The 22,484-nt window shown below is 68.5% G+C and carries 17 protein-coding genes; 14 read left to right on the plus strand and 3 right to left on the minus strand.

Annotated elements, in window-relative coordinates; translation table 11 throughout:
• Window positions 1-147: 147 nt before the first annotated feature.
• Complete coding sequence (locus tag D7X55_RS08045) at window positions 148-441, plus strand: STAS/SEC14 domain-containing protein (protein ID WP_199746897.1); 294 nt, start codon at window positions 148-150, stop codon at window positions 439-441.
• A 16-nt stretch (window positions 442-457) separates the two neighbouring features.
• On the opposite strand, the gene D7X55_RS08050 is transcribed toward D7X55_RS08045, so the two are convergent.
• Window positions 458-1,378 (minus strand): hypothetical protein, encoded by a 921-nt coding sequence (locus tag D7X55_RS08050; RefSeq protein WP_121722704.1) that lies wholly within the window; start codon window positions 1,376-1,378, stop codon window positions 458-460.
• A gap of 253 nt (window positions 1,379-1,631) precedes the next feature.
• Window positions 1,632-2,198 (minus strand): hypothetical protein, encoded by a 567-nt coding sequence (locus D7X55_RS08060; protein WP_121722706.1) that lies wholly within the window; start codon window positions 2,196-2,198, stop codon window positions 1,632-1,634.
• Window positions 2,199-2,256: 58 nt separating this feature from the next.
• On the opposite strand from D7X55_RS08060, the gene D7X55_RS08065 reads away from it, so the two are divergent.
• From D7X55_RS08065 to D7X55_RS08075, 3 genes are all read left to right on the plus strand, one after another.
• Window positions 2,257-3,276: a hypothetical protein gene (locus D7X55_RS08065; RefSeq protein ID WP_121722707.1), complete on the plus strand. Its 1,020-nt coding sequence runs from the start codon at window positions 2,257-2,259 to the stop codon at window positions 3,274-3,276.
• Window positions 3,277-3,343: 67 nt separating this feature from the next.
• Complete coding sequence (locus tag D7X55_RS08070; protein ID WP_120546567.1) at window positions 3,344-5,704, plus strand: SH3 domain-containing protein; 2,361 nt, start codon at window positions 3,344-3,346, stop codon at window positions 5,702-5,704.
• A gap of 8 nt (window positions 5,705-5,712) precedes the next feature.
• Window positions 5,713-6,099 (plus strand): hypothetical protein, encoded by a 387-nt coding sequence (locus D7X55_RS08075; protein WP_120546568.1) that lies wholly within the window; start codon window positions 5,713-5,715, stop codon window positions 6,097-6,099.
• On the opposite strand, the gene D7X55_RS08080 is transcribed toward D7X55_RS08075, so the two are convergent.
• Window positions 6,059-6,904, minus strand: a complete 846-nt coding sequence (locus tag D7X55_RS08080; protein ID WP_233609692.1) for an endonuclease/exonuclease/phosphatase family protein — start codon at window positions 6,902-6,904, stop codon at window positions 6,059-6,061. The genes D7X55_RS08075 and D7X55_RS08080 overlap by 41 nt on opposite strands.
• A 59-nt stretch (window positions 6,905-6,963) precedes the next feature.
• Between D7X55_RS08080 and D7X55_RS08085 the strand changes: the two genes are divergently transcribed.
• The 10 genes from D7X55_RS08085 (at window position 6,964) to D7X55_RS08130 (ending at window position 22,403) form a co-directional block, all read left to right on the plus strand.
• The gene (locus D7X55_RS08085) at window positions 6,964-7,734 is read left to right on the plus strand and encodes a carboxypeptidase-like regulatory domain-containing protein (protein ID WP_147470049.1); all 771 of its coding nucleotides are present in this window, start codon (window positions 6,964-6,966) and stop codon (window positions 7,732-7,734) included.
• A 32-nt stretch (window positions 7,735-7,766) separates the two neighbouring features.
• Window positions 7,767-9,056, plus strand: coding sequence for a serine protease (locus D7X55_RS08090; protein WP_158626335.1), 1,290 nt, complete (start codon window positions 7,767-7,769; stop codon window positions 9,054-9,056).
• Between the two features lie 128 nt (window positions 9,057-9,184).
• The gene (locus tag D7X55_RS08095; RefSeq protein WP_121722711.1) at window positions 9,185-11,056 is read left to right on the plus strand and encodes a hypothetical protein; all 1,872 of its coding nucleotides are present in this window, start codon (window positions 9,185-9,187) and stop codon (window positions 11,054-11,056) included.
• A 9-nt stretch (window positions 11,057-11,065) separates the two neighbouring features.
• Window positions 11,066-12,220, plus strand: coding sequence for a hypothetical protein (locus D7X55_RS08100; RefSeq protein ID WP_147470050.1), 1,155 nt, complete (start codon window positions 11,066-11,068; stop codon window positions 12,218-12,220).
• Between the two features lie 39 nt (window positions 12,221-12,259).
• Window positions 12,260-14,641: an excinuclease ABC subunit UvrA gene (locus D7X55_RS08105; protein WP_120546574.1), complete on the plus strand. Its 2,382-nt coding sequence runs from the start codon at window positions 12,260-12,262 to the stop codon at window positions 14,639-14,641.
• 72 nt (window positions 14,642-14,713) lie between these two features.
• Window positions 14,714-15,475, plus strand: a complete 762-nt coding sequence (locus tag D7X55_RS08110; RefSeq protein ID WP_120546575.1) for a bifunctional 2-polyprenyl-6-hydroxyphenol methylase/3-demethylubiquinol 3-O-methyltransferase UbiG — start codon at window positions 14,714-14,716, stop codon at window positions 15,473-15,475.
• Window positions 15,476-15,541: 66 nt separating this feature from the next.
• Complete coding sequence (locus D7X55_RS08115; RefSeq protein WP_121722713.1) at window positions 15,542-16,879, plus strand: hypothetical protein; 1,338 nt, start codon at window positions 15,542-15,544, stop codon at window positions 16,877-16,879.
• A gap of 108 nt (window positions 16,880-16,987) precedes the next feature.
• Window positions 16,988-18,517, plus strand: a complete 1,530-nt coding sequence (locus D7X55_RS08120) for a hypothetical protein (RefSeq protein WP_121722714.1) — start codon at window positions 16,988-16,990, stop codon at window positions 18,515-18,517.
• Window positions 18,518-18,727: 210 nt separating this feature from the next.
• A complete protein-coding gene (locus D7X55_RS08125; protein WP_120546578.1) occupies window positions 18,728-21,478 on the plus strand; it encodes a TonB-dependent receptor in 2,751 nt (916 codons plus the stop codon).
• Between the two features lies 1 nt (window position 21,479).
• On the plus strand, window positions 21,480-22,403 hold the full coding sequence (locus tag D7X55_RS08130; RefSeq protein ID WP_121722715.1) for a hypothetical protein: 924 nt from the start codon (window positions 21,480-21,482) through the stop codon (window positions 22,401-22,403).
• The last annotated feature ends 81 nt before the right edge of the window (window positions 22,404-22,484 follow it).

A 22,484-nucleotide genomic window follows, 5' to 3' on the forward strand; every position in this document is an offset into this window, starting at 1 on the left:
CCTTCTCCACCACCTCGGTCTCCCTGACCCGAGCCTCTTCCACCACCGGATTCATCGTCCCTGCCTGGGTCGCCCTGCACACTAAACTGCTGGGTACGGACTGTCTCACTCACCTTGGCAGAGAGGGTCGGCCGGAACATCGCCACCATGCGCGCACAGCTCGTGGTGGCGGAGGGGCATGGCCCGAACGCCCTCCAGCGCCAGCAGGCGCTTGACCAGGGCGCGAAGGTGAAGGGCGCTGTCATTCCGCCCACGGCCGTGCTCACCCGCTCGCCGCTGGTGCGCGGCATCGTCACCCTCTTCAACTGGTTCACCCCCAAGGCCATGCGCGCCTTCCCTCCGGAGGACCTGGAGGCCGCCGCCCGGCACCTGAAGATGAGCGACGCCGAGTTCCGGCGCCTCGTGGACGTCGCCTACGCGCTGAGGCCTCGGGAGGCGTGACCCCTGCTGGAAGGACTCAGAACCCTGACAGCTTGCGGTCCTTCACCCTCAACCACGCCTGCTTCCGCGACAGGTAGGTGGAGCAGATGCGACGCCAGGTCCACACGTCGCTCCGGTTCCACCAGGCGCCCAGCGGCTTCTTGCCCAGGAGGTCGACGCCCAGGTCCCTCAGGTTGCCGAGGTTGCGGAAGCCGACCCCGTTGAGCCCTTCATAGGCATTGGACTCCAGCACCAGCACCTTGTCCGTCTGGACGTGGTGGTCCACGACAAGGAAGGTGTGGCCGGAGTCCCACTGCTTGCGCCAGCCCTGGATGAGCGTCCACGGGTGGGGAGGCGACTCCTCGGAGGCAGGGAGGATGGCCATGCCGCTCTCGATGGCGGCCGTGACCGGGGAGAAGTAGTCCTCCGCGGAGGCGACCATCATCTGCCGGTGCCTGCGCGCGTCCCAGCTGAACGCCGCGCCGTGCGTGTCGGCGAAGGCCTTCACGGTCAACGCCTCCACGAAGGTGCAGCAGTTGTTCTGCCGCGGAGGCCCCACCGGGACGCGGATGCCGGGGAGCATCCACGGGTAGTAGGCCCGGTCCAGGTCGTAATGGTAGGCGGTGAAGTCCTTCAGGAGTCCGACGAGCGCCGACTCGGGCACGGCGAGGGGGTCGTCGTCGAAGGACCGCCGTTTCACAGGCGGAGGCTTCTTCTCCGGGACGACCTTCGCGTAGGTCTGCGACTTCCAGCGCGTGCAGATCCACGTGTCCAGCGCGCCAAGCGTGGGCGCCTCCAGCCGCGCATAGTCGGTGCCTCGCGTCGGGAAGCCCTTCTTGTATTCGAGCACGAAGTAGGTGCCGGGCTCGACGTAGCCCTCGAATTGCGAGTCCGTGTCTGGCGACACGTAGCCGCGCAGACGGATGGTGAGCTTCGCGACGAGTCCGGTCTCCGCCATGGTGCGTCCCCCCGAGCGAGCTGAAGCCCGCGCAGCGTACCGCTTGGATGCAGCGTCAGGGTGCAAGCATAGGCATCCTGGAGACACCGGTGCACCCGGGCTCGACAAGACAACCGGGGTCAAGCGCATCGCGACTGACGTGCCTGTCCCCGCGCACAAGCAGCCCATGCCGGACCGCATCCCCACCTCCGGCGCTGGCGAGCTGCGGCACCTGGCCGGATGGAACTTCAAGTTCTGACGGCTCCCGCCCCCACTACTCCGCGAGCCGCATCAACGCGTCGAACAGGGGATCCTCAACGAGATGAATCGGTTCATGGGCGGAGTCGGCGCGCAGTCCCGGCCATGCGCCGATCCACTGGTAGGGGCTGAGCCAGACGGACCCCTTCGCATGATCCACGCGCAGCGCGCCCGCCAGGCCCTGCTTCCCGCGCATCAGGTTCACGCGCACGACCCGCAGGGTGCCGTCGGTGAGTCTTCCCAGGAGCGCTCCGGACGCATCGCGCGCGGTGAGGTCGTCCTCGGACGGAGCCAGCTCCATCACGGGGTCCTTGCAGTAGGTCGACCCCCGGGCATCGATCTTGAAGACCAGGTACAGGATTCCGACCATGCCGATGAGGAGGCCGGACAAGAACAGCCCGCTCATGAAGGCCCAGACGTCGAACCTCGGCCAGCTCACCAGGAGCGTGAACGCCACGGCGCTCAGCAGGATCAGCGGACCGAGGGTCTTCACGAACGCCAGCAGGAAGCGCGCGTGGTTCAGCTGCCACAGGGTGTACGCCGCTTGCGTGCGGCCCGCGCCGCTCCTCGTCCGCGCATGCATGGATTCCATGGCGCTACGATGAACGAAAGTCGCCCTCAGGCGAAGGGAGGAAGCACCCATGAAGCGAAGTGGAACGACGCAGCTCCTCTGGGCGTGCACGCTGTGGACCCTGGGCGGTGGCGGCTGTGGAGCGCCGGATGCAGGCGAAGACGCGGCCTTGGGGACGTCCCGTGCGGCCCTCACCGTGTATGAACAGGCCGCGCTGGACACGGCCAACAACTCCGCGAGCTGCAAGCCGCTCGGGAACTTCTACTGGGAGCTGGGAAATGGCGCCGGGCCGCTCCATGGCCTCTCGAAGGGCAGCGGCGTCACCGCGACCACGGTGATGCCCATCGCGTCCGCGAGCAAGTGGCTGTACGCGGGGGCCTACGTGCAGTCCAAGGGGTACGCGAACCTCACCGCGGCCGAGAAGAAGCGGCTCAACTTCACCAGCGGCTACCTCGACGAGAACACCACCCTGTGTGACGCCGCCGGGACGACCGTGTCGGCGTGCTACGGGCCTTCCTTCAAGGACGTCACCTACCGCCTGCTCCAGAACGGCCGGTTCTTCTACAACGGCGGCCACATGCAGAAGCTGGCGCTGGACGACATCCCCGTGCGCAGGGGCACGGGCGTCTTGAGCGTCATGGATTGGCTCAATCCCCTGCTGGGCACCACCTTCCCGGAGTCCGACAGCGACGTCGCCGTGGCGGGAGGCTTCTCCGGCAGCGCGGCGCAGTACCGCGTCTTCCTGCTGAACCTGCTCAACAACCAGTACGCGCTGTCCTCCAAGCTGACCGTGGACGCCGTACCCGCCTGGCCCGGCGGCCCCGACGTCGCCTCCACGCCGTGGTCCGGCGGAGAGGCGTACTACGGGCTCGGGCACTGGATTGAGGGCGAGACCGTCAACGGCGTGTGGACCGTGACGGGCCACTCGTCCGCGGGAGCCTTCGGCTTCTATCCCTGGGTCAACGCCGCCAGGACCCGCTACATGGTCCTGGCCCGAAACCGGCAGTTCGGTGACGGCGACGGCGAGAAATCCCGCGCCTGTGCCCAGACGGTCCTCAAGGCCTACGACACGGGCGTGGCCCAGCCGTGAGCCGGCCCCTGGTCCGCCCTCCCCCAACTGGATAGGCTCCTTCGCGCCCGTCACCTGAAGGGACGCCATGTCGAAGCAGTGGGTACTTTCCGGCGGCGGGGCCTCCTATGTCGTCGTCCTGTGGAACGACGCGGAGGCGAAGGACGCGAGCCGCCGGGTCGCGCCCGCCGTGATGGCGATGTGCCTGGATGGCTGGATGCGCACCCACCGGCAGGCCGTGCGCGAGATGTACACCGCCTGCTCGCCGTCGAGCTCCGCGACGTGGCCCGCCGACGCGGTGATGAAGCAGCGCCTGGCGGATGCCTTCAGGACGGGGAAGCTCGTGGGGCTCACGCGCACCAACGCCGTGGCGCTGGTGAAGTCCGTGGCCCCCGTGCTCCCCACGGGCGCTGCCATCCCGCCGGCGCATGGCGTGGGCATCGTCATGTGGAACAAGACGCCGGCCCTCCAGCTGCGCTCCAGCCCCGAGCAGGGAGACAACGTGCTCGGCTCCCTGGCGTTCAACACCCCCGTACAGGTGGTGGCGCAGATGCCCGGCGGCTGGCTGTCGGTGAGCACCCGCGACGGACGCGTGGGCTTCGTCTCCGGTGATTACGTCTGGTCCGCGCCGCGCCACCCGATGCCCGAGCCGAACGCCCGGCTCCACCGCGTCGTCAGCGGCGTGAAGGGCACGGCCATCGCCATCGCGGAGGCCTACTACGGCGACATCGCGCGGGCGTGGGGCGCGGACCTGCGCTTCTTCGTGGCGGTGCTCGCCCAGGTCAACCGGCGGGCCATCCCCAACACCACGGCGGGCTGGAAGTCGCTCGAGTTCAAGGCCGACACGTACATCTGGATCCCCAGCAAGGAGTTCGCCCAGGGGCTGCGCGGCACGATCAACTCCGGCTCGTACAGCTTCAACACGCTGGACGTGCTGGGCATCGCGTCCGGCCTGCAGCGGGTGAGCGAGCTGCTGGACGACATCGCCCAGGCCATCCGGCTGTCGCTCCAGTACATCCCCCAGGCCGTCGCGAAGCACGTCGAGCAGGCGCTGCGCACCGTCCTCATCGCGCTCCTGGAGATGGCGGTGGGGGCCATCCTCCTGCTCGCCATCTGCACGGCGGTGGGCGCCGCGCTGGGCGCGCTGGCGGGCGGTGCGGGCGCCGCTCCCGGTGCCGCCGCGGGGTTCGAGGTGGGGCTCGCGCTCCTGGAGTGGGTGGGGCTGGCCTTCCTGGCCAAGTGGGTCTTCGACTCGCTCAAGAAGATTGGCGCGGCGTTCGGGAAGTTCCTCGGCAAGGTGTGGGACGCGCGCGGGAACGCGCAGCGGCTGGACGAGGCGGCGCGCGAGCTGGCCGAGACCATCGGCGTGCTCGCGGGCGTCCTGGTGGAGGCGCTGGCCATGTGGGTCGCGGCCAAGGGCGCTGGCGCCGCGCTCAAGGCGCTCAAGGGCACCGCGGTGGAGAAGGCCTTCGGCTCCACCCGCCTGTCCTCGTGGCTCAAGGAGCGCTCGACGAACTACACCGAGGGCAAGTCTCCCCTGCCCGGCCCGCGCCAGGCCGCCAGCCGTCTGCGCGAGCGCCTCAAGAAACCCAGCCCGCCCCTGGAGAGGCTCGCGGAGGAGGCCTATCCCCGCTACTCGAAGGAGCTGGAGCCCTCGCGCGACCTGATTGCGAAGGTGTTCAAGGACATGGGCAGCGTGCAGGCGCGCGCGAAGGACCCTGTCTCCGCGGCCAACCGGTTGCAGCGCGCCGTGGATCGGTTCGGGGCGAAGGTCACCACCGTCCAGGAGGCCATCGCCAACCTCTGGGATGCCATTGGCACGCGGCTCATCCTGTCGGAGACGTCCCCCGCGGCGATGAAGCGCGTGGTGGGCCGGCTCGCGGAGGCCATCCGCAAGGGCGAGGTGGAGGTCACCGAAATCAACAACCTCCACGGGCCGGACGGCAAACCCTACTTCACGGCCGAGCACCTGGAGATGTTGCAGGTGGCCGCGAAGCAGGCCGGCAAGGACCTGACCATCAACGAGTCCAAGCTGATGGACAGCGGCTACACGGTGGTGTGCGCGTACCTGAAGCACGCCAATGGCGTCCGGGGAGAGTTGCAGATCATCGGCAAGGAGGTGCTGAACATCGCCAACGCCGAGCACATCCCCTACGACGTGTTGCTGGGCAAGCCGCTCGTGCGCAACGTGCCGGAGGCCGCGGTGCTGGAGCTCCAGAAGCTGGTCAAGCCGGTGGAGTCCGCCATGGCCGCGATGACCGAGGCGCAGCGGATCCAGTACCTGGAGTACCTCAACCAGAGCTACATCCACGCGCGCGCGATGGAGCTGGGCCAGCCCTCCAAGCCGCCACCCCTGCCGGACGGGTTGAACAAGGTCCTGAGCGTCGAACGGATCCAGGCCCTTGAGCGCTCCATCGCGGAGATCAAGGCCCGGTACAAGAACCCCTGAGGGGCCGCATGCAGGTCGTCCTGAGTGAACAGAAGCTGCAGCAGGTGATCGCCACCGCGCTCCATGAGCTGACGGAGCGCGCGCGCACGGGCGTGCCGGACACGGGGACCTTCACCCCGCTGAGCACCCACTTCGCGGCCGGCGCGCTCGTCAAGGGCGTGGGTGACGTCGAGTTGCGCCTGGCACCCTTGAGCGGGGACGCGGGGAAGCAGGAGCGCTACCTGGACGTGCGGGTCGCGACCGCCAGCGGAGGCAGCCACTCCTCCTCCTGGGTGTTCTACGGAAAGACGGCCGCGCTCAAGGAGGTGCTCAAGAACGAGGCCAGCCTGAAGGGGAAGATCCGCGACGCCATCGTCAAGTCGGCGGAGTCCCTGCAGCGCCACGAGCTGGGCTGAAGCTCGCCGTCAGCGCGTGGTGGTCCGACGCCGTGCCCACGTCCACCACCCGCGCCGTGACGAGCCGCCGGGCCAGGGAGGGCGAGGCGAAGACGTAGTCCGTGCGGAAGTCGATGACCTCCCCCTCGCGCTCGCGCCGGGCGGTCGCCCACTGGGACGAACCCGGCTTGAGGCGCAGCGTGTCCACCCAGCCGAAGCCCTCCAGGTCGTCGATGACGTCGAAGCGCGGCGGATGGCCATACTTGTCAATCCGGGCGCGGCGGACGCGGTCCGCCAGGTCCACCGGATAGGGATCCGCGCGCGACAGCGAATTGAGGTCCCCGGCCAGGAGGAAGTCCCCTGCACCGAAGGCCTCGGGTTCAATCAGCGAGCGCAGGTAGCGCGCCTCCACGAAGCGCAGGCCCTCCTGGTGGGAGTCGAAGTGGGCCGCGAAGACGGTCAACGGCTCCGCGCCTGTCTCCAGCTCACACTCCAGGAGGCAGTGCCCGATGAAGTGCGCGTTGGCGTGGGCTCGGGCCGAGCGCACCGGCAGGCGGCTCACGATGGCGACGTGGTAGCGGTTGCCGCTCGGACGAGGCCGGGCGGTGCCCAGCCGCACGTGGGCATCCGTCGCGAGGAGGCCCAGCGCGGCGGCGACCTGACGAAGCCGCTCCCCGTCTTCCCAGCCCAGACACTCCTGCAGCACGAGCACGTCCGGGTTCTCCCGGGCGATGAGGGTGAGGAGCAGCGGCATCCGCTCCTCGCCTCCCATGAGGACGTTGAGCGTCATCACCTTCAGCGGCATGCCGGGCAGACTACCTCGCATCCGGCGCCGTGGCCTGCTTGACACGTCACGCGCACAGCGAATCTGCTCGATGCATGGACATGGTGAAGAGCCTCACGCATGCCGGGCGCCTGTTCGTGATAGCGGCTGCCTTCCTGCTGCTGTCCTGTGCATCCGCCGGCTCCCAGGCCTCGGCAGCCAACAACAACGTGGCCGAGGCCCAGGCGTCCAAGGTGGCCATGCGCATCGAACTCTCTCAGCAGCTCAAGGCGGAGCTCGCGGAGAACGAGCAACACATCCACCAAGCGCTCCAAGAGCTTCCCGAGGTGAAGGTGTCAAGCTTGAGTGGCCCTTGCAAGAATGAGAAGGCCTTCGATGCCTCCACGGTCCGCAAGTCCTACAATCGCATCCGGAACGAGTCGCTGGCCGCCTTCGGCGCACGAGCCGAAACCGCGGAAGCGCGAGCCGCGGCGGAGCGCGAGTTTCCAGCCCTGCCCGCGCCCAGTACCTCGGAATGCTACGGATCAGCCCCCATCTACACGCCAAGCGCGATATCCGGCCTTCAGTCGCAACTCACCGCATGGGCCCGCGACTCCGAGAAGTTCTCCCTGCTGATTGATGTCACGGTCCGCAGCTCCCCGCAGGCAATCGTGCAGCTGCGACCGGTCGCCGCGACCAATGTTTTCGGTCCTGCGTGGACGGCCTTCACCTTCCCCAGCATGTTCCGGGGGAACTACCAGCTCTCCGTGTCGGCGGATGGCTACAAACCGTTCGAAACAAAGTTCAATCTCTCGGACTACGACGCCCCCAGAATCCGATGCGTCCTCGTCGAGAACTCCAAGGCAGGCCTTTCGAAATGCGCGCTCGAATGAGGTGGGGCCGGGGGGCTGAAACCGCGTGGGGCATGCTGCTGGGAGCGCTCCTGGGGATGGGCTTCTCATACCTGACCGCGCCGCTGCTTCCGGAGGGACCCGAGCCCTACGACTTCCGGAACTGGTTGCCGGGGTGGATCGTGTTGGTTTCAGCCATTGGCGCGGGGGCCATCCAGCTGAGGGGGTTCGGGCGCGCGACGCCCCGGTGGCGCCGATCCATGATGAACTGGCTGCTGGCGCTGACCGTCCTCAGCGCAGGCGCCTTCGGGTGGGCGACCCGGGCGGAGGTCCCCGTCTCCTACCAGGGCAGGGTCTTCCTCTGGCTGACGGCGTTGGGCCCGCGACTGCCGTCCTGCTTGTGCGAGGGAACCGACGCAACCTGCATCAAGGACCTGGGGCCGCCCGAGAACATCCTCGCGTGCTGGGGGCACACGGAGGTTCGCTTCGCGGGAGCGATGCTTGCCGGGACGTTGCTTCTGGCCTGTGCCTTCGCCTCCGCAGCCGTTGGGCTGCTCCTGATGCGAGGACTGGAGCATCAGCGCGTGCTGGAGGTCACCGGGAACAACCCGCCGCGCGTTCTTGAGAAGGTCATCACCCGGCAGAACCCCTTTCTGGATCCGGTGGCCTGGCGCCAGAGATTGGTGTCGCTGGAGCGGCGAATCTGCCGCATCGACGTCTCCGGGCAGCCCGTTGGAACCGGCTTCTTGATCGGGCCCGACCTGGTGATGACCAACCATCATGTCATCGAGCAGCTGGTCAGGAGGGCCGCGAGCCCGTCGAACCTGACCTGCGTCTTCGACTATCGAAGTGACGGCGGACGTGCCGTGGGCGCGGGTCGTCCCTGCCATCTCGCAGCGGACTGGCAGGTGGATCTCAGCCCGCACAGCCCCGTGGATGAGGAAAGCGATCCCAAGCGCCGGGACCCTACGGACGACGAGCTCGATCACGCGGTCCTGCGTCTGTCCGAAAAGGTCGGCAACGATGTCACCCCGGATGGCGAACGCGGCTGGATCTCGTTGCCGGACACCTTTCCCCTCGTGGCACGCGATCCACTCGTCATCCTGCAGCACCCGCAGGGCCGCCCACTCCAGGTCGCCATCGACACGGAAGCCATCCTGGGATTGAACCGGAGTGGGAACCGCGTCCGGTACAGGACCAACACGGAGCCGGGTTCCTCAGGCTCACCGTGCTTCGATCTCCATTTGACAACCCTCGTCGCCCTTCACCACAGCGGTGACCCGTCATCGCTCCGCGCCGTGTACAACGAAGGCATCCCCGCGAACTGCCTTCGCCGCCGGTTGGTCGCACGAGGCATTCTTTGACAGTGCCCCCGCTCCCTCGCGTCCTTCTCCTGTCGTTGGCGCTATTACTCGGCTGCGCGACCCGGCCCCGGGACGAGGCACCAGCGGCGGCACCGCTCCAGACAGCCGCCGCCCCGGTCAAACCCCGCGTGATCCAGGGGCCGGACGGCATCACGTTCCTGTGGCGGGGTAACTGCATCATCGTCGAGATCCAGACCCAGGAAGGCGTTGAGTGGGATGACAGCGCCTGCGACAAAAATGTCCAGGGAGCCATCGGCTTCACCTACGGCTGGCTTCCGGACCGGCTGGTTCGGGCGTTCCTCTTCGCGGAAAGCATCGTCTGCGGAGGTGAAGGCTGTGCCAGCGCTGGCAGGTCCGTCCGCTTCTACGTGACCTGGAGTCAGGTCCCCTGGCTCCGAACGATTCACACCGACGATCGCCTTGAGATCCGGATGAGCACGGCCCTGGCCGACCTGGTGGAGGGTTACGCCAGCATCTACACGGCGGAGAGAGAGTCCCTCAAGCAGGCATTGAAGGAGGAGAACCCTTCAGGCCTTCAGCTTGAAGCGTGGGCAGCCCGCCCCGATGCCAGCTTCTCCCGGTGGCTGGATGCCATCGACAACCACGGCGGCGACAGCTGCCAGCCCTTCCTCATGCCGAAGCGGGAGGTGACTCTCGAGGAAGTGGAGGACGTGAAGGGCTACAGCCTGGCGTTCTATGCCTTCGCCATGACCCATGAACTCGCGCACCTGACCCAAGGAGCGTCGTGCGGCGAAAGCGCGGATGCCGACGAATTGACCCGGGAGATTGCGTGTGACGAGAAGGCCTTCAACTGGCTGGCCCGGAAGGACAGCGCCCTTCCACACGCGTTCATCGCCCCGATGATCCTCTTCGCCCACCACCAGCTGCGGCTCGAGCCATTGCTCGCGAAGGAGGCGCACTACGCTCCGGGCAAGAGCTACTCCGACGAGAATCCAGCGGCGAGATGGCAGGAACGGGCTGAAGTGCTCATGAACCGCTGGATGGGCCTCTGCTGGGACATGGACCTCGCGCAGCAGACGAGCGACAACAACTGCCGCAAGGGCTGGCGGGCCGCCCTCATCCACACCTCGCAGTTGATGGCACACCCTCTTCCCGGCCCATGTGGCTCCACGAAATCGCTCCCTCGTCCCCTCATCCAGGCGGATCCGACAGCGGCGCGGTGCCTTCGCCTTCGAGAAGAGGATACCGATCAGCGGGTCTACATCCGGGACGGAGATCCCCCGGTGATGTCGCAGACGCAGCGTTACAAGAACATCTGTGACCGTCCCGTCCGCTGCAACCTCCAGGTCGCAATGGGAACGGTGTCCAAGCTGGAGAGCGAGCCTGAGCAATGGGAGCCCTACAGGTCCCGGATGTTCCCGTTCGAGCTGGGGCCGGGACAGATTCATCGGTTCGCCGCGACGCTGGAGTGGACGGCGGATGAGAAGCGCATGCCATCCGTGCGGTATCCCTACCCTCCTGGTCAAGACATGGACCTGCTCGCGTGCGAGTTCACAGGCCCACCTCAAGCGCCAGCGCCTTCCACGAAGGCCCCATCCTGCCAGGAGGTCAACGACCTGATTTCATCCGCCCACCAGCGCTTCGAGAACCTGCGGGGCCGGCCCCAGGAAAGCACCACCTCCGGGGTGCGCCTGTGGGAGATGCGCGAAGGCTTTCCCGACGCCGAGCACTGCCGGGTGGGAGCGAGCGAGACGCGGACCTGGGTTCATTGCAGCAGTGATGACTTCACTTCCGAAGACGAGTTGCAGGAGGAGCACCGGCGATTTGTCGCGCGACTCCTTGAATGTCTTCCCACGGCCTCCGCGAAGGTCGCCAGGCCGCGTCGCGAGGCGGGAGATCCTCATGTGCTCAACACGTTCGTGGAGGATGAAAGCCTGCCGCTCTGGTTCCGCGTGACGCGGGTCACGGACACCACCGAGCCTCCTCTCCACAGGCTCTCCGTGCGGATCGGCTTGTCTTCCTTCCACGCGGCCCCGTAGCCTCGGCGGATGCGAATCCGTGGCGAGGCCCTGAAAACCATCGTGAGGGGTGTGCTCGGCACCGCGAGCCCGACCGACAGCGATCAAGACATCTGCTTCCGTGTCTTCAACGACATCCGCGCGCAGGGCAACACGGTCCAGTTCCCAGACATCATCGTTGCCCTCGACGATGTCCGTGGGAACGTTTCGCCGACGGCGATGGCGCACCGGCGCGTCACGCGGCTCGCGGAGGAATCCACGCGGATGCACGCGGAGGCGGTGGCCGCCGAGCGAGCGCCACGGCTGCACTACATCTGGTGGGGGCCCGTGCCCGATAGCGGGCTCGAGGGAATCCAGGCCATGGTGACCGAGTGCGGGACGACTGTCTCGATTCAGCTCTGGTGCAAGGCCGAGCACGCCACCGCCTTCGGCGGGGCCCTGCCCGGCGTCGTCATCCAGGGCCTCGACGCCGACATGAATCACGACACCCTGCCGGCCAATCCGTTCCCGAAGCTGGCGGAGGCCGTCGCCTGGCTGACGGCGAAGCGCGCGTTCTCAGCGGTCAAGGACGTGCTGATGCTCTACCTGCTGTACCAGGCCGGCGGTCACTACCTCGACACGACGACCGCGCCCATGGGCGGCATGCAGCGCATGAAATACAAGGCCAGGCGCTTCAAGGACGCCTGCAAGATCACGCCGATGGACGAGTTCACCACGGCGACCCTCGGCATCAAGTTCGCGAGGATTGGCCAGGGGCGCGAGTTCTACCCGGGCGCCAAGCCGTGGATCAAGGATACGGATACGTCCACGCACCCGGTCATGACGCCGAGCGTGGACTTCTGGGCCGCGTGGGCCAGGAAGGGGAACGCCATCGCCAGGGCCAGCCTCGAGGCCTATCTGGACTTCATCACCGAGATGAAGGCGAAAGCCCCCGAGGCGCTCGCGTCGGAAAGACGCGATCAAATCATCGGAGACCTCATCACGCTGTCGGTCCAGATGGGCATGCTCAAGGACGTCCTGTCCGGAAGCCGGCGTGAGCAAGAGGTCTATGAGCTGCTGCAGAGAGAGATGTGGTCCTTCGGCGCGCTCGACCAGCAGGACTACGAGTCGCTGAAGGCCAACTTCATCCTGCCCGACATCGGCGTGATGAAGTGGCACAAGGGCTCCTGGCGGAACAAGCACTGACTCCTTTTCTATTTGAGCAGCTGCGGGATAGATGGACCCATGACCGCCTCCAACAAGACCGCAGCGGACAGCCATGACCTGATCCGCGTCCAGGGCGCCCGCGAGAACAACCTCAAGGACGTCAGCATCGAGATTCCCAAGCGGCGGCTCACCGTCTTCACCGGCGTCTCCGGGTCGGGCAAGTCGTCGCTGGTGTTCGGCACCATCGCGGCCGAGTCCCAGCGGTTGATCAACGAGACCTACAGCTCGTTCGTGCAGGGCTTCATGCCCACGCTGGGCCGCCCCGAGGTCGACGTCCTGGAAGGGCTGACGACCGCGATCATCGTCGACCAGGAGCGCATGGGCGCCAACTCCCGCTCGACGGTCGGCACGGCGACGGATGCCAACGCCATGCTGCGGGTGCTGTTCAGCCGCCTGGGCAAGCCCTACATCGGCTCGTCCAACGCCTTCTCCTTCAACGTTCCGTCCGTCCGCGCGACCGGGGAGATGACCGTCGAGAAGGGCGGTGGCAAGACCGAGAAGAAGGTCTTCAACGTCACCGGCGGCATGTGTCCGAAGTGCGAGGGCATGGGGACGGTCAGCGACATCGACCTGACCCAGCTGTTCGACGACAGCAAGTCGCTCAACGAGGGCGCGCTCACCATCCCCGGCTACACCGTGGATGGCTGGCTCGTGCGCATCTTCGGGGCCTCGGGCTTCCTCGACCCGGACAAGCCCATCCGCAAGTACACCCAGAAGGAGCGCCACGACTTCCTCTACAAAGAGCCCACCAAGGTGAAGGTGGAGAAGATGAACCTCACCTACGAAGGCCTGGTGCCGCGCATCCAGAAGTCGTTCCTGTCCAAGGACGTGGACGCGATGCAGCCGCACATCCGCGCGTTCGTGGAGCGCGCCGTCACGTTCACGCCCTGCCCCGAGTGCAAGGGCACCCGGCTCAGCGAGGCCGCGCGGTCCTCCAAGATCAAGGGCATCAACATCGCGGACGCCTGCGCGATGCAGATCAGCGACCTGGCGAAGTGGGTGCGCGACCTGAAGGAGCCCTCCGTCGCGCCGCTGCTCAAGTCGCTGCGGCACACGCTCGACTCGTTCGTGGAGATTGGCCTGGGCTACCTCAGCCTGGACCGGCCGTCCGGCACGCTGTCGGGCGGTGAGGCCCAGCGCACCAAGATGATCCGCCACCTGGGCTCGTCACTCACCGATGTGACCTATGTCTTCGACGAGCCGACGGTGGGGCTGCACCCGCACGACATCCAGCGGATGAACGACCTGCTGCTGCGGCTGCGAGACAAGGGCAACACCGTCCTCGTCGTCGAGCACAAGCCGGAGATGATCGCGATCGCCGACCACGTCGTGGACCTGGGCCCCCGCGCGGGCACCGCTGGCGGCGAGGTGGTCTTCGAGGGCACCGTGGAGGGGCTGCGCGGGAGCGGCACGCTCACCGGGCGCCACCTGAGCGACCGGGCCAGCCTGAAGCCGTCCGTGCGCAAGCCGTCCGGCGTGCTGAAGGTGCGCGGCGCCAGCACGCACAACCTGAAGAAGGTGGACGTCGACATCCCGATGGGCGTGCTGGTGGTGGTGACCGGCGTGGCGGGGTCCGGCAAGAGCTCGCTCATCCACGGCTCGGTGGGCACCCGGGAAGGCGTGGTGTCCATCGACCAGACGCCCATCAAGGGCTCGCGGCGCAGCAACCCGGCCACGTACACGGACATGCTGGAGCCCATCCGCAAGGCGTTCGCGAAGGCCAACGGCGTGAAGCCCGCCCTGTTCAGCGCCAACTCCGAGGGCGCCTGCCCGACCTGCAACGGCGCAGGGGTCATCTACACCGACCTGGGGATGATGGCCGGCGTCAGCACGGTCTGCGAGGACTGCGAGGGCCGGCGCTTCCAGGCGTCCGTGCTGGACTACCGGCTCAACAAGCTCAACATCGCCGAGGTGCTGGACCTGCCCGTCTCGGACGCCGTCGCCTTCTTCGGGCCCGGCAAGGCGCATACGCCCGCCGCGAGCGCCATCCTCCAGCGCATGGCCGACGTGGGGCTGGGCTATCTGCGGCTGGGCCAGCCGCTCACCACGCTGTCCGGCGGCGAGCGGCAGCGCCTCAAGCTCGCGACGCACATGGGGACGGAAGGTGGCGTCTACGTGCTCGACGAGCCCACCACTGGCTTGCACCTGGCCGACCTGGAGCAGCTGCTCGGGCTGCTGGACCGGCTGGTCGACTCAGGCAAGTCAGTCATCGTGATTGAGCATCACCAGGCGGTGATGGCGCACGCGGACTGGATCATCGACCTGGGTCCGGGCGCGGGCCACGACGGCGGACGGATTGTCTTCGAAGGCACCCCGGCCGACCTGGTGAAGGCGAAGTCGACGCTGACGGGTGAGCACCTGGCGGCCTTCGTCGGCGGCCAGCGCAAGGCGGCGCGGTAGCCGCATTCCCAGCCCCTGAGGAGCCGGGGTGATAGCCTTTCCCTGGCAATCATCCCGGAACCGAGGGGCGTCATGGGAATCACAATGTCACCGCAGGACTACGCCACGGCATTCCGCCTGCTCGCGGCGTCCGCGCGGCATCCACAGAACATCCACCGCATCGTCACGGAGCGGCTGTCTCCCACGCTTTCAGAGCGCCCCACCCTGCTGGACGTTGGCGCCGGGGCGGGCAAGGTGTCGGAACAGCTCGCGCCGCTCTTCGCTTCGCTCACGCTGCTGGAACCCCATCCCGAGCAGAGCGCTGGCTTCCACCACGCCAAGGCGAAGGTCCTCCCGGTCTCCCTCGAGCAATACGCATCCCAGGACCGGTATGACCTGGTGATCTGCTGCCACGTCCTGTACCACGTGCCTGTCTCGGAATGGGGCGGCTTCATTGACAGACTGCGGGGCTTCGTGCGCCCCGGAGGAACCTGCCTCATCGTGATGGCCGCCGCCCGCGGACCGACCCATGCGATGTGCCGCGAGTTCTCCGACACGCTGTACTTCAGCGAGCACGTCGTGGACGAGCTGCGGCGCAAGCAGCTGCCGCACGAAAGCCTGGCGACGATGAGCGGGTTCGCCGCGAAGACCTTCGAGGAGATGTACACGCTCTGCCGCTTCCTGGTGCTGGAAGGCTGCTTCACGGCCGCGCAGCTGGCGGCCATGAGCCCCGAGGAGGCGCGGACGCTCGACGGACGCATCCGCGCGCATGCCGAGCGATGCCAGCAGCCCGACGGCACGTACCACCTGGAGCAGGACGAGGACGTCATCCTCGTCCCGGGCAGCGCCGCATAGGCGCATGCCTGGGCACGTCGTGGGTCCTTCAGCCAGGGCTTGGAGCGGGGCTAGGGTGACGCCGACATGGAAACCCTCGACTCGGAGCAGCGCAGCGGATCCGGCCCCCTCTACATCAGCCACCCGGGGGACTACACGGGAGACACCTGGCATGCCGCCGCGGCCATGGTGTTGAACCCCCGGGTGCGGGTTGTGCTGACCGTGAGCAATGACTCCAAGGAGGTGGAGACCGCGCCCTCCATCGACGCCTTCTACCACGCCATCAGACTGGGGGACCGGTGCGAACGGGTGACGGGCGTCAAGCTGGAGAAGGTCGAGGGCAAGGTCAACGGCAAGCCCAAGGCCTACCAGCACCGGAACACCACGCAGACGCGGCTGGGTCTTCCCGTCGGGCTCATCTACCAGAGCACCTCCGTCATCCTGCGGGAGATTGCCACCCAGGGACTGGCGGACGTCCGGACGCGGCTGCAATTGGGCCTCTGCGCCGACCTGAGCGACGAACAGGAGCGCAAGATCAAGCGGCGCGCGAAAGAGTGGCTCGACAATCTCTTCTCCTCCAGGGAGGGCATCACCACCGTGGTGCTGATCAACGGACGCATGGAGGGCTACAACCCCCAGCACAACCTGGACGCCGACCGGCTCAAGGACATCGCAACGGCGGTCTCGCAGGTTCCCGGCGCCTACTTCCTGGTGATGGGGAACCGGTTCAAGCTGCAGTCCGGCGACGCGCCGAAGTGGCTCACGGAGGCGCACCCCCGGAAGCTGGAGGCGCCAAGCAACACCCAATCGCCCGTGGAGGACCTCTTCGACGTCGCGGGCATCGGAAGTCAGCTCGACCGGTGGCGGGGCACGGCCGCGTTCTGGCGCGAGGTCGCCAACTCCGCCTACGGCCGCGAGAAGCGGGTGAAGTTCGTGGGCGGCCGGAGCGGCTCCACGGACATCGCCGCGTTCATGGGCGTGGACGTGCTCTCGTGGGACCACTTCCTTCCGGACGACATCGAGTACCTCCGGATGCGCGTCACCGCTCCGGACCTGATGCGTGTCTGCCACCTGCCGGATGGCAAGAAGCCGAAGACAGCGGAGTTCTTCGTCTCGCAGGACGTGGCCCTGCTGGGGCCCGCGGTCTGCGAGATGCTGAAGGCCGCGCCCAACGCCCCCTACGTCACGCCGCCGATCCTGGTCATGGGCAGCAAGAACCAGAAGAAGCTGCAGCAGAAGGCCCAGGTGAAGAAGAAGCTGGAGAGCAAGGATGAGGCGCCCAGCGACTCCGCCCCCGGGGTCGTCGTCGACGTCTTCAATGTCTGGCGCTCGCTCTTCCTCGTTCCGGAATGGATTCCCCGGGGCGGCCAGCTCGAGGTGGCGCAGACCTACGCCGTGGATGGCCGCTCCTTCCCCACGATTTAGGCAGCGCGAGGGAGGGCTCCTGACGCATCCTCCCGCGCGCATGGTTTCCCTGCCCCTTCCCTCCTCCGCGCATCCATCCCCGCATCCCGCCCGCGGCCAGGTGCGGGAATGAAGCGCGGCCCGGCGGAAGTCCTCGCGCTGCTGGGATGGGCGCTGTCGCTGGCGCTCGCCCTCGTCCTGCTGCGGCCGGGGCTGGAGAGCGGCCCGTCGTACAGCTCCGACACCGCCATCCCGCTGCTGATGGCGCGCGCGGCCCGGGTGGACCTGTTCCACGCGTACTACCTGGGACAGGACCGCTTCGGAGCGTGGCCCTTCCTGCTCGCGCGGCTCGTGGGGGGCCGGAACTGGTCCCCCGACGGGCTCCAGACGGCGCTGATCATCGTGAGCTGGAGCGCGGCGTTCCCGCTGGCCCGGCTGGTTCGCGCTTCGGGCGCGGCGGCGGGGATGCTCGTGGCGGTGCCCCTGGCGCTGGCGGGACCGGCGGAGGTGCGCACGCACGTGCTGGACGGCGCCCAACCCTATGGCTGGCAGTTCGCGATGCTCGCGTGGACCTGGCTGGGGTTGCGGCGGCTATTGGAAGCACGCTCGCGCCCGTCCCGGTGGGGCTGGGGCGTGGCGGCGACGGTGACCGCGGCGCTGGCCTGCTGGGTGTCCACGTCGAGCCTGCCCGTGCTGGCGGTGATCTGGGGCGTGGAGCTGCCGCGTGCCTGGCTCCGGGGCCTGGAGGGCTGGCGTCCGTGGGGGATGGCGGCGGTGCCCATCACGGTGGGCGGCGTCTTCGAGCGGCAGCTGCGGCGGCTGTACCACCGCTTCGCGAACCGGACCTACGGCCAGGAGTACCGCACGTCGGTGGGGCTGGACCGGGGCCATCTCTGGGACAACGCGGGCCGGGTGCTGGGCTCGCTGTGGTCGGGGCCGCTGCCGCTGGGCGGGCTGCTGCTCGTGGGATTCTTGCTCGCGGGGCGGTGGCTCGTGCGCCATGCGCGGCGGGGACGGGCCGCGTGGGCGGAGCTGCCGGATCCGGCCTGGATGGCGATCGCGTGCGGAATCTCGGCCCTGGGGCAGCTGGCGCTGCTGGTCACCGTGGCCCACGTGCGCAACAACGACTTCGCGGCGCGCTACTTCGCGCTGGCCCACCTGCTGCTCCTCGTGGGCCTGGGCGCGCTGCTGCTGCACCAGCTGGCGGCGTGGCTGCCGCCCCGGGTGTCGCGAATCGCGGGTGCGCTGGGAGTGGCGGCGGCCGGGGTGGCCCTGGTGTGGGCGTGGACGCATCCGTCGCGCCCGAGGGAGGACCACGCGCGGGCGCTCGAAGCCGCGCGGACGCTGGCCCGGGTGGCCCCGGGCACCCTGCTGATGGGCGGCTATTGGGATGTCTTCCATCTGGCGGCGCTCCAGCCGCTGGAGGCCCAGGCGATGCCCCTGCCCGACCCGCGCCACTACCAGCGCTCGCCCTTCAACCTGGTGGAGGTGGGGCGCGCGCGAGCACTCGTCTGGGTGCGCTCGGACGGCGACCGGGAGCCGGAGGAGCCCCAGCAGCGCGAGCTGCACGCCGTCCGGTTCCTCCGTGAGACCGAGCCGCTTGCACGCGTCCCGGGCTACACGTTCTGGCGCTACGTCCGGGCGCCCGCGGCGCGGTAGCATCGTGGGGCGTGGGTGGAGCACCTGCGCAAGCGCATGAAGACCGCGCGCAAGGCCGCCGTGAAGAAGGCCGCCGCGAAGAAGCCCGCCAGGGGCAAGCAGGCGTCCCGCGCACGAACATGACGGCCGGTACGGACCCGTGACATTCAGGCCGGGGAATCGCTTCGGGTGTGCGGCACCGGACGCCGCATCCCGTATGCTCCGCGCCCCATGTCCCCGAACCTGAACGCCCGATGCGCGCTCGCCGCGGCCTCGCTCCTGCTGGGCTCTCCGGCCCTGGCGCAGGCACCGCAGGACGGCGCGCCGCCCGCGGAAGCGGCCCCGTCCGCCCAGGCCCAGCCCGTCATCACGAAGCCTCCGGAGCTGCTCCAGCAGGTGGAGGCCGCCTACCCTCCGGAAGCACTCGCGGAGGGCGTCACCGCCTCCGTGCGCCTCATCATCACCATTGGCGCGGACGGCGCCGTGACGGACGTGCTGCCCACCGAGCCCGCGGGCCATGGCTTCGACGAGGCGGCCATCGCGGCGGTGCGCCAGTTCCGCTTCTCTCCCGCGGAGGTGGACGGCGTGCCCGCGCCCGTCCAGGTGGAGTACGTCTACCACTTCACCCTCAACGCCCCGCAGCCGGAGGCCCCCGGGCCGGAGCAGCAGGCTCCGGCCGCTCGCAAGGCCACGCTCAAGGGACAGCTCATCTCCCGTGGCAGCCGCTCCCGCGTGGCCGGCGCCACCGTGCGCTGCGGTGACGACCCGGAGGCCCCCGAGGCCCTCTCCGACGAGGAGGGCCGCTTCAGCCTGGAGGTGTCCCCGGGCGAGTGCGCGGTGCGCGTGGTCGCGTCCGGCTACCAGCTCTACCAGACGAAGGAGCTGCTGCAGGAGGACGAGACGACGGAGGTGAACTTCTACCTGGCCCCCAAGGGCGGCGCGCTGGAGACCGTCGTGCGCTCCGAGCGGCCGAAGAAGGAGGTCGTGCGCCGCACCATCACGCGCCAGGAGGCGCAGCGGACGCCGGGCACCTTCGGCGACCCCATCCGCGTCATCCAGACCCTGCCGGGCGTGGCGCGCGCGCCGTTCATCTCCGGCCAGCTGATCGTCCGCGGCTCCAACCCCGGCCAGACGGCGACGATGATGGACGGGGTCGGCATCCCCCTCCTCTTCCACCTGCTCGGCGGCCCCTCGGTGGTCAACGCCGAGTTCATCGACCAGCTGGACTTCTTCCCCGGCGGCTACGCCAGCCAGTACGGCCGCGCGGTGGGCGGCATCGTGGAGGTGGGCACGCGCAAGGGCGCCGCCGACACGCTGCATGGCTCCGTGAAGGTGGACCTGCTGGACGCGGGCTTCTTCCTGGAGGCGCCGGTGACGGACGGCGTCAGCGTGGCCGCCGCCGCGCGGCGCTCGTACATCGACACGCTGCTGCCCGCGGTGCTCCCCAAGAACGAGGGCAGCACGCTGTCCGTGGTGCCCAAGTACTGGGACTACCAGCTGCGCGTGGACTTCGGCGCGAAGCGGGGCGCCAACACGGAGGAGGAGGCCCGGGCCCGGGCGGGCGGCGCGCGCAGCACCGGCTACGTGATGGCCTTCGGCAGTGATGATCAGCTGCGCCTGGTGTCCTCCGGCCCGGAGACGGAGCGGGACCTGACGGTGGACACGCACACCCTCTTCCACCGCATCAAGGGTGACTGGACGTACAGCAAGGGCAACTTCACCTCCGTCTTCACGCCGTACGTGGGCTACGACGGCACCAGCTTCAAGTTCGGCAGCGCGAAGCAGGACGGCTCCAGCTACACGGTGGGCGCGCGCGAGGTTCTGGGCCTGGAGCTGTCCCCCACCTTCAGCGTGCGCACGGGCCTGGACCTCGTCTTCGAGCACCAGACCTTCGACGTGGAGTTCCCCGCCCCGGAGAACTTCGAGTACGTGGCCTTCCCCGGCGCGGAGTCCGTGGGCGAGCTGCTGGTGGAGCACATCGGCCTGGGGTCCTTCGACGGCGCGCTCTTCGTGGAGGCGGAGCTGAAGGCGGGCAAGTTCGTCTTCACCCCCGGCCTGCGCGCCAACTACCAGCGCGCGGGCGACGCGCGGAACGTGGCGTTGGATCCCCGGCTGTGGGTGGCCTTCAACGCCACCGAGCGCACCCAGCTCAAGGGCTCGCTCGGCCTCTACAGCCAGCCGGGCGAGACGTTCCGCTTCATCCCCCTGCCGTACGGCAACCCGGAGCTCTCCTACCAGCGCGCGTTCCAGAGCAGCCTCGGCGTGGAGCACCGGCTGACGGACGTGTTCAACGTCGACGTGACGGGCTTCTTCAACCGCCGCTTCAGCAACATCGTGGCGCCCGGACAGCTCTTGTCCCTGCCGGGCGGAGGCGTGTTCCAGGTGCCGTACTCCAACGACGGCATCGGCCGCGCCCTGGGCCTGGAGGTGATGGTGAAGAAGCAGCGCGCGTCCGCGACGGACAAGTGGTCCGGCTGGCTGTCGTACACCTTCAGCCAGTCCCTGGACGGCCGCGCGGGTCCCCTCCCCGAAGGCAGGGGAGGCTTCGGGGGCTTCGGTCCCACCGGCGATGACACGGCGTATGGCCTGAGCCCCTTCGACCAGACGCACATCCTCACGCTGGTGAGCAGCTACGTGCTGGGCAACGGCTGGGAGCTGGGCGGGCGCTTCCGCTACACCACCGGCCGCCCCACGACGCCGCTCAACCACACGTATGACCTGTACCAGGTGGACCGCAACCGCTTCAGCGGCGTGTACGGGCCCTATGCGTCCGCGCGCATGAGCGGCTTCCACCAGCTGGATGTGCGGGTGGACAAGAGCTGGCAGTTCCAGAGCTGGACGCTGGGGCTCTACCTGGACGTGCAGAACATCTACAACGCGGAGAACACCGAGTTCACGTTCAACGACTACCGGCAGCGCCGGGAGTACGAGGTGCCCGGCATTCCCATCCTCCCCGTGGTGGGCGTGAAAGGAAGCTTCTGACATGAAAGCCCTGCTCAACACCGGCGTCCTGCTCCTGTGGGGGCTGGCGGCCATCGCCTGCGTCGACCCCGAGGACAAGCCGTCGAACGTGCACGACCTGCGGGTGCTCGGCGTCTCCACGGAGCAGCCGGAGCTCATCGCCTCCACCTGCGAGCAGACCCCGGAGGCCTTCGACGAGCTCGCGGAGGAGGTCACGTACCGCGCGCTCCTGGTGGACCCCGCGGGCGAGGGACGCCCCATCCAGTACACGCTGTGGGCGTGCGCGGATCAGGCAGACAGCACGTGCGCGACCGAGGCGGACCGCGTGCTGCTCGCGGAGGGCACCACGACCGCGGGCGAGCTGACGTTCCCCATCCGCCCCGGCGCGGCGCGGGTCGCGGGGGACAAGCTCCTGCTGGAGCGCGTGCTGGAGGAGGACGCCTACAAGGGGCTGGGAGGCATCCGCATGCCGCTGGTGCTGCGCGTGACGGCGGGCGACGAGGAGGTCTACGCGCAGAAGCTGATGGTCTTCTGGTGCCCGGTGGTGGAGGGCATGACAGCCAACGTGCAGCCGGTGATTCCGGGCCTGCGGGTGGATGACGTGCCCTGGCCGGAGGAGGTGCCCCTGGAGCTGAGCGGCCCCGGCCCCTTCGTGGTGACGTCCGAGGACGTGTCGGACCGCGAGGAGAGCTACGTGGTGCCCGGCCTGCGGCTGGACGCCGTGCACCTCAAGGAGGCGTGGGAGATCGCCTGGTACACCACGCTGGGGAAGTTCAACCTGTCGGAGACGGGCGGCGCGGACTTCGGTGGCCAGCAGGGACGCCACCGCGTGGAGTGGGAGCCGGCGGAGGGCGCGGCGGCCCAGGACGTGACGTTCTATGCCGTGGTGCGGGACGGACGCGGCGGCAGCTCCTGGGTGATGCGCCAGGCGCGCTGGAGCCCCTGAATGTGACGCCGTGGACCGGCACCGCGCAGTCGTGTCGGTCCACGGGTCAGTGTGCGCGCCCTCCCCCCGCTTCCACCTTGG

The sequence above is a fragment of the Corallococcus sp. AB049A genome (assembly GCF_003668885.1).
Lineage (GTDB): Bacteria > Myxococcota > Myxococcia > Myxococcales > Myxococcaceae > Corallococcus > Corallococcus interemptor.

Bases quoted from the DNA above. Each gene is read 5' to 3' on its own strand.
- D7X55_RS08045 (WP_199746897.1), top strand. From the start codon at position 148: ATGCGCGCACAGCTCGTGGTGGCGGAGGGGCATGGCCCGAACGCCCTC.
- D7X55_RS08050 (WP_121722704.1), bottom strand. From the start codon at position 1,378: ATGGCGGAGACCGGACTCGTCGCGAAGCTCACCATCCGTCTGCGCGGC.
- D7X55_RS08060 (WP_121722706.1), bottom strand. From the start codon at position 2,198: ATGCATGCGCGGACGAGGAGCGGCGCGGGCCGCACGCAAGCGGCGTAC.
- D7X55_RS08065 (WP_121722707.1), top strand. From the start codon at position 2,257: ATGAAGCGAAGTGGAACGACGCAGCTCCTCTGGGCGTGCACGCTGTGG.
- D7X55_RS08070 (WP_120546567.1), top strand. From the start codon at position 3,344: ATGTCGAAGCAGTGGGTACTTTCCGGCGGCGGGGCCTCCTATGTCGTC.
- D7X55_RS08075 (WP_120546568.1), top strand. From the start codon at position 5,713: ATGCAGGTCGTCCTGAGTGAACAGAAGCTGCAGCAGGTGATCGCCACC.
- D7X55_RS08080 (WP_233609692.1), bottom strand. From the start codon at position 6,904: ATGCGAGGTAGTCTGCCCGGCATGCCGCTGAAGGTGATGACGCTCAAC.
- D7X55_RS08085 (WP_147470049.1), top strand. From the start codon at position 6,964: ATGGTGAAGAGCCTCACGCATGCCGGGCGCCTGTTCGTGATAGCGGCT.
- D7X55_RS08090 (WP_158626335.1), top strand. From the start codon at position 7,767: ATGCTGCTGGGAGCGCTCCTGGGGATGGGCTTCTCATACCTGACCGCG.
- D7X55_RS08100 (WP_147470050.1), top strand. From the start codon at position 11,066: ATGCGAATCCGTGGCGAGGCCCTGAAAACCATCGTGAGGGGTGTGCTC.
- D7X55_RS08105 (WP_120546574.1), top strand. From the start codon at position 12,260: ATGACCGCCTCCAACAAGACCGCAGCGGACAGCCATGACCTGATCCGC.
- D7X55_RS08110 (WP_120546575.1), top strand. From the start codon at position 14,714: ATGGGAATCACAATGTCACCGCAGGACTACGCCACGGCATTCCGCCTG.
- D7X55_RS08115 (WP_121722713.1), top strand. From the start codon at position 15,542: ATGGAAACCCTCGACTCGGAGCAGCGCAGCGGATCCGGCCCCCTCTAC.
- D7X55_RS08120 (WP_121722714.1), top strand. From the start codon at position 16,988: ATGAAGCGCGGCCCGGCGGAAGTCCTCGCGCTGCTGGGATGGGCGCTG.
- D7X55_RS08125 (WP_120546578.1), top strand. From the start codon at position 18,728: ATGTCCCCGAACCTGAACGCCCGATGCGCGCTCGCCGCGGCCTCGCTC.
- D7X55_RS08130 (WP_121722715.1), top strand. From the start codon at position 21,480: ATGAAAGCCCTGCTCAACACCGGCGTCCTGCTCCTGTGGGGGCTGGCG.